5 protein-coding genes and 1 pseudogene are annotated in these 6,731 nt (G+C 29.3%); 3 read left to right on the top strand and 3 right to left on the bottom strand.

The genetic code is table 11. The features are described 5' to 3' along the window. The first annotated feature begins 194 nt into the window (after positions 1-194). Positions 195-1,355, top strand: coding sequence for a hypothetical protein (locus tag CG11_RS28410; RefSeq protein ID WP_156039962.1), 1,161 nt, complete (start codon positions 195-197; stop codon positions 1,353-1,355). Here CG11_RS28410 and CG11_RS28405 read toward each other — a convergent pair. Next, positions 1,348-3,363, bottom strand: a complete 2,016-nt coding sequence (locus tag CG11_RS28405; protein ID WP_052600301.1) for an SIR2 family protein — start codon at positions 3,361-3,363, stop codon at positions 1,348-1,350. The genes CG11_RS28410 and CG11_RS28405 overlap by 8 nt on opposite strands. 172 nt (positions 3,364-3,535) lie before the next feature. On the opposite strand from CG11_RS28405, the gene CG11_RS28400 reads away from it, so the two are divergent. Beyond that, positions 3,536-3,877 carry a hypothetical protein gene (locus tag CG11_RS28400; RefSeq protein WP_052600300.1) on the top strand — a complete coding sequence of 114 codons (342 nt, stop codon included), beginning with the start codon at positions 3,536-3,538 and terminating at the stop codon, positions 3,875-3,877. A gap of 50 nt (positions 3,878-3,927) precedes the next feature. Here CG11_RS28400 and CG11_RS28395 read toward each other — a convergent pair whose 3' ends face one another. Further along, positions 3,928-5,343 (bottom strand): hypothetical protein, encoded by a 1,416-nt coding sequence (locus CG11_RS28395; RefSeq protein WP_052600299.1) that lies wholly within the window; start codon positions 5,341-5,343, stop codon positions 3,928-3,930. A 258-nt stretch (positions 5,344-5,601) separates the two neighbouring features. On the opposite strand from CG11_RS28395, the gene CG11_RS28390 reads away from it, so the two are divergent. Then, a complete protein-coding gene (locus tag CG11_RS28390) occupies positions 5,602-6,447 on the top strand; it encodes a hypothetical protein (protein WP_052600298.1) in 846 nt (281 codons plus the stop codon). An 8-nt stretch (positions 6,448-6,455) separates the two neighbouring features. On the opposite strand, the pseudogene CG11_RS30730 reads toward CG11_RS28390, so the two are convergent. Further along, positions 6,456-6,731, bottom strand: a pseudogene (locus CG11_RS30730) (hypothetical protein); the annotation flags it as partial.

Raw genomic sequence — 6,731 nt, 5'->3', positions numbered from 1 at the left:
CAGTAAATTTTCTTTTTTTCATACCTCTAATTTAAGCTTTTTTATTTACTTAACTAATGGTTCTGTTTTTGGGGTACACGGCAGTTATCAGTAGTCGTCCCCAAATATTCCCCAAGGTTAACCTAGAACCTAGTATAACAAATTTGCCGAATAGTGGAACTGGACCTAAATTTCATGAATACATTAGATTTTATATGACTCCTTTTTCTGATGATTTGATACGAGAAATTTTACAGAAAAAGTATAAAGGAAAGCTTGAAGATTTTAATACTTCTTGGGAATTTTTACAAAAATTTAAAGATCTTAAACGGCGACCTTTATTAATTCGATATATAGATGATTTAGAGAAATATAACCCTACTTGCCTATATGAATCTTATGAAATTATTGTAGATAGATGGGCAGAGCGAGAACAAGGAAAAACAAGAGCACCTTGGTTAGTTGATGCATCAAAGAAGATTGCAAACTACATGCATCAGAAAAAAGAGTATTTCTTAACCATAGAAGAGTTAGATGGATTTGATGTTCGTTTAGATAAAGGAAGTATCAGACATCGTTCTTTGTTAACACGTAATTCTAATGATCAATATGTATTCGTTCATAATTCTTTTATGGAATATTTGCTCGCTTGTTATTATTTTGAAAATGGTAAAGTTATTAGTAATACATTAGAGGAATTTTCAGGTTTATCAGATGCCGTTCTATTTTATAACGAACTAGTTTTTAGGCGTGAATTTTATCCCTTAATCAAAACTGTTTCAGGATATTATTGTACTGATATATCTAAAAATAAGTTGGAAGATTTGGATAACATGACATTTAATGAGGTATCTAGAATAAAAAAAATAAAACTTCAAGAGACTGATTTATCTTTTAATACTATAATATTAGAACAGTTAAGTTTATTTGAATGCTTAGAAGAGTTAGAAGTTCATAATTGTTCCATTAAACACCTAAATAATTTAGGTGATATTCCAAATCTTTCCAAATGCAATATTAGTTATAATCAATTAGATAAAATGGCGTTAAGTTCACTCAAAAAATATCAAAATCTTGAAGAATTAATATTGTGTAATAATCAAATTACCGATATCATGTCTTTAAAATCAAATAGTTTATGGTTTTTAGATATTAGTTTCAATCCAGTAGAGCAATTAGATATAGTTGTAAATATTCCAAATTTAAAATGTCTCCATTTTTCTGCTGACTCTATTCATGACTGGTCATCTTTGGATTTCTTGACAGGTTTAAGTTCTATTAAAATTTATGGAGCTGAATATGTGCCACAAAACCTGCTAAATAAATTAAAGGCTAGTGAGTGTATATTAGAGCTGGAATATACTAGATTCAATTAATATCATTTTTAGATTTTTGGACATTTCGTATAAGTTTGTTTATTTTTTTCTTCCATATATATCCTTCTATTATTGTAGAAGTATCTTTCAGTATTTTATATTGTTCTGAATTGAGAAGAGGTTTTACGCCTAATTTTTCATTACACTTAACTATATTGGATAATGCCTTAATAATATTGAGATTATTTTGAGATTTAAGAGCGTTTTTATAAACTTCAATAGCTATTTTTTTTGCCCTTAGATGATTACCAACTAATTGGTTATTGTAACTTTGATTGAGATTAATTTGTTCTTGTCCTATTTGATCTGTCATAAAGTTGAAAAGATGTTGTCCTTCTTCTTTTTGTGTTAGGGATTTATCACCTTGCAAACTAACTTGGTATTTTTGAACATTTCCAATGCCTCCTAAGTAGCCTTTTTCTCTACTGATAGCTTCGATTTCATTCCAACGTTTTTCTAGAAGTTTTTTTAGGTATTTATTTTTCCGTCTTAGTTTTCTTATATAAATATGTTGAATCATACCATAGAAGCGAATATCATGTTCAATAAAGGATCGAAGAACAATAGTTTCTACGATAGAAAGTTTAGAAGTGTTATTTAATTGTTTCTGATACTTTTTGATAATTAGGCTAGTATAACGAAAGTGTAGTATTGTGAATATCGCACCTATTAGTATACTTACCATTTTATAATTTCCATCTAAGGTACCAGGGTTTACATATAGCATTCTAGAGCTTTCTGCAAGGGATGTTTTTGCTTTTAAGGCAAACCAATATAAGTCAGGATGTGCTTTATAAAGTTTAATTATTTGCTTTATATTTTTTCTGAAAGTTATAAAGGTTCCCCTATTATGAAGATAAGCAGCACGCATATTATAAAAAATAGCTTGTTTTTTAGGAGATAGTAGATGTATATCTTTTAGTAATTGGTTCGAGAGTTCATACCCTGATGGATATGCTGATATTCTTTTAGATACCAATAATAGTAGCAATAGAGATTCATAATAGGTAACATTATTTTTTTGATAGAATTTATCTAGGATATCTATCTTAATTTTACCTAGTTCCTTCCTTATAGTGGTAGGAATAGTAAAGGATTTTTCTTTTGTATGGATAGTAGGTTTTAAAATTTTAGATGCATGTTCTGGAATTTTTTGTGCGCCAGCATATAACCAATTTATAATCGTAGTCTTTTCAGAGCTAATGAAATCTTGTCTTAATGGAGAATGAGTTTCTATAACAGGATCTAACCAAAAGTACCTATTTGCATCTTTTGTCTCATCTAATAGGGAATGATGTTTTTCAAAAATATCATTTAAATGAGGAAAATTATCAATCTCCATACCTTGATAACCTATAAACACGCTTTGTAAATTTTCCAAAGAATTGGATAGAAGCTCTGCTACACGGTGGTTGTTTTTGTATAATTCATTAAAAGTTAGATTGAGTGAATTAAGGTCTACAGTATTGTTTGATTTAATATTTATTGAGCCATTCAATTTAACGATGATTACTTGTTTTTCTTTGTATTGGCTAATGTCAAGTTTTTTAGGGAATTGTTCATTAAGGATTATGACTTTGTAGTTGTAGTTTAATTCTATGCAAGCATCTTCTAGTAAAGTATCTACATTGGTCGTAAATATAGGAATGCCGGCATTAAAAGCATATTCTATTAAAAACAAATGAGTTTTGTTATATAGAATAGGAATATTGAGTTTTTTTAAAAATGAAGTTGAGTACAATTTAAAAATATCAAATTGCTTAGCATTTGTGTCTAAATAAAGTAATTCTTCATAGAAAATTTCGGCTTGTATTCGAGAGCTTACTTTCTTAACAATGTCTTCATACTGTTTTTTTTGGGGCAAAAAGCACTCAGCCATATTACGCAACATCTCTCTAGGATGTACCAAACCTTGTTCTGTTGATAGTCTAGGACCTACCCAGAACATGACTTTTTCTTCCCGAATCAATTTTAATAATAGCTGTTTTCTTTTTTCAATTTTAGACATCTAAATTAATTAATTTTAATTAAAGTTAAATAGTATTAATCCATAGTAATTATTGTTATGCCTCTATAATTAAACCACCTTTGAAGTAGCGCTAATTGTCACCCAAAGATGGTGAGGATTTAATTTTTAAACTTTTTGAGAGGACGTCCTCCATAGTATTAATTTTTTCACTATGGAGTTATTATTTGTAACGGCTTTATGCCTAGGATTACTAAATCCTTCTAAAACTATTACACCTAGAGGGGGAAATCAGATTTTGATAAATATTTTTTCTGAAAAATCTCAAGGAAATGTAATTAGTATGGAGAATATGATTCTTCATGTAATATTGAATGATCCTACAGATCAAATAGAAAGTGTAGAACTTTATTCTAGTTTAGAACTTGAGTACCAGAGCGCTGGTTGTGGTACTTCAAATTGTAGTTTCGATTGCAGTAGTCTGCTTAAACAAACTTATAAGATATTTGTCTATACTGCTAGTGGTGATGTGATCACAGAAACAGTTGATCTGTAGGCTTAAATAAAACAAACAAATACTGGAGTAATAATGCGCTCTAGTATTTGTTATATAATGGAGAGTAACCATAGTTTGTCAGATAAAGCAAGTGCTGTTGTTTCTATTTTTTCTGTGGTAAGGTTTTGGTAAAATACTTGACGTCTAAGTAATTTGCCAAAATTTTGGCAAAGTTGTAAAACAGAAGTGCCACGGAATTCATCTTGTTTGCCAACAAATTCTTTAAATAGGTTTATTTCTCTTTCTATAGCAATTCTTTGTGTATGTATTTGGGGAGGAATAATTTTAGGTTGAAGGAAAGAGCTTGAATAAGAACTCGCCAACTTCAAATACATAATTTGTATTTCCATTTTTCGATGTTGTAATTTATGGAAAGCATCTTCAACGTACTTCCAATGATTCTCTTTTATATCATCTAATATTTTCTTAGCTTCATTGAATTTTTGCTCTAATATTAGTATATATGACTCGTATAAGTTTTTTATTACTGATGGGTTAAGTGCATCAAGGTATTTGTAGTATTTTTTGATAAAGAGTCTTATTCGTGCAGTATTAGTAGGCGCATTAAAAGCATATATCATGATGGTATTTCTAAATCGAGCATAATCTAAACGATTGTTTTCCAAATAAAGATCATCTTCCATCATGTGTTGGATAAGAGCATAAGATTCGTCTGCATAGGTATACATTCCAGCATTAATCTTATGGATAGAAAAATTTATCAGGTGAATATAAATCATCTTTTTTATATTTGTACCTGAAAGTTCTGCTTCTTCAAAAAGATGTTTTTTGAGTCGGAGGTAACTTTGTTTTTTATCCTCGTTTTTTGTATTGTGTTCTAGAAGCTTTTGTAAGTGCGATAATAATTCTAGAATAATACCCTTATCATAGTCTATAGTATATGATGCATTAATGCCTTGTTTTTGACTCTCTATTTCACAAAAAATTCTATGTTTCTGCTCCTGATAAAATTGTTCCAAAGATGATTTCATTTTTGGCAATTCTGGCATAAACTTATGTCTTTTTCTAGAACGAGAAGCTTGAATTTCATAGAATCTAAACTTTTGTAGTGATGAGTCCAAGTCTTGTGGATATTCTTCTATTTTTCTTTGAAGTAATTTAGAAGCATCTTGGTAGGTTTTATCTAGCCCCCTATCATTGTAATAATGTAATAATTGTATGTCTCTATTTATGGAATTATCACGACTTAGTAAAAGAACAATATAATCCTCAAGGAACTTTCTAAGCGTATTTTTAGTTTTTCGAAAGTTTTTTGGATTTCTCTTCTCTTCTTCCCTGTAAGCCTTTTCTCTTTTTTTTATTGAATTACTAGTTAACTTAATCATTAGGGTTTTCTGGTGAGGTAGCATTCCCCAATAAGAAGATTCAGCTAATCTTTTGATTTGTTGTAATTCTTTCTTAGTAAAACCTTGCAATAAATCTAATAATGGAGTTTTTCTTTTCATTATTGTTTAATGTAAAAATACTTTTTAGTAATAATCTTGTTTTTTAATTAATTGGTTTTAAGTGACTTGTGTTTTGTTTTTTCTTTTTTTAATGCATTGTTCCTCTAAAATAGAGCTTTTTATTGTTTTAGGGAGCTTGTATTATTGAGAATAATTCAGAATATAAATATTTAGATCATATTCAAGTAATTTATATTTTTTACTTGGCTTTTATCAGCAAATAATATTATTATTTAATCACTATTAAACCAAAGTTTTATGAAAAATTTATTAGTTATTTTATCTATAGCTCTATTGTTTATGGGGCTCTATGGATGTCAGAAAAATGATTTGACAGATACAGTACGTACTGCTCTAGTAGAAGAAATTGTTGAAGCTCCAATGAGCTACTTTTTTGTAGATCCTAAATATCAAGAAAAATTTGAAGCACTTTCTGAAGAAGAATTGAATTATTTCTTTGATCAAATGGCTCAAAAAGTTACTGAAATCAAGTTTAGCGAGGACAAGAATTTGTATGATGAATACCAATTAACCAAAGATGAATTGTATCAGATTCACAAAGCATTTATGAAAGAATGGAAAGATAAGAGTTTAGAGTTATATGACTGTAATTTAAATGTACTTACAACTAAACAGGTTGATGAAGTTTTTGAATCTGTGGAAACTATACGTGTCATTGAATTATTGGATAAATCTATTCAAGAAAAAGCAATTGAATTCTTTATTTATAGAAATGAAATGGAAGTAACATCAAATTATAGTTCTGCGCGCTCTTCATGTCCAGGGTATAACTATGTTATACCAACTACTATTGCCTCTTCAGGTAACCATCAGTGTAATAATTATTATAATGCGACTTATGTTGGAGACTCTGATTGTGATTATGAGTTCTCATTTAATTGGAATTTTCCTTATTCGCCTGCATCTGCACAACTTTACTCTAGTACATGGGGGGGGTATGCAGTCTTATCGAGAGGAGGAATTAATGGAAGAATTAAATTGGGATCACAAGATACCATTCGATTTCTTATAGGAAAAGGAAGAATAAATTGGCTAACCTCAGGGGTAGTATCATTTAAAAATAGTCTTTACGGAAATTGGTAGACACAATATTAGAGGCTAATGATAGATCTATTTCTAAGGAGGTTGTAACGGTATTTTTTATCTAAAAAGTGTTGCCAAAGCTGCTGCAATTCAGTTGAAGATAAAAGCCGTTTTGGAACTTGATTATTCCTTCTTTTAGCATCTTTTAAATTGATAAACTGTGCTGGATTATCTTCTCTTAATTCACGATCTACTAAGTAATTATAATACTTTTTAATGCTCTGTAAAATACGATTAATAGAACTTGGATTTTGTGTTTTTCTTTGAGTATTGATATAGTTAAT

Source organism: Aureispira sp. CCB-QB1, from assembly GCF_000724545.1.
In the GTDB taxonomy this organism is placed as follows: Bacteria; Bacteroidota; Bacteroidia; order Chitinophagales; family Saprospiraceae; genus Aureispira.
The sequence above is the reverse complement of the archived record's forward strand: the minus strand, read 5'-3'. Positions and strand labels throughout refer to the sequence as shown.

Bases quoted from the DNA above. Each gene is read 5' to 3' on its own strand.
- CG11_RS28390 (WP_052600298.1), top strand. From the start codon at position 5,602: ATGAAAAATTTATTAGTTATTTTATCTATAGCTCTATTGTTTATGGGG.
- CG11_RS28395 (WP_052600299.1), bottom strand. From the start codon at position 5,343: ATGAAAAGAAAAACTCCATTATTAGATTTATTGCAAGGTTTTACTAAG.
- CG11_RS28405 (WP_052600301.1), bottom strand. From the start codon at position 3,363: ATGTCTAAAATTGAAAAAAGAAAACAGCTATTATTAAAATTGATTCGG.
- CG11_RS28400 (WP_052600300.1), top strand. From the start codon at position 3,536: ATGGAGTTATTATTTGTAACGGCTTTATGCCTAGGATTACTAAATCCT.
- CG11_RS28410 (WP_156039962.1), top strand. From the start codon at position 195: ATGACTCCTTTTTCTGATGATTTGATACGAGAAATTTTACAGAAAAAG.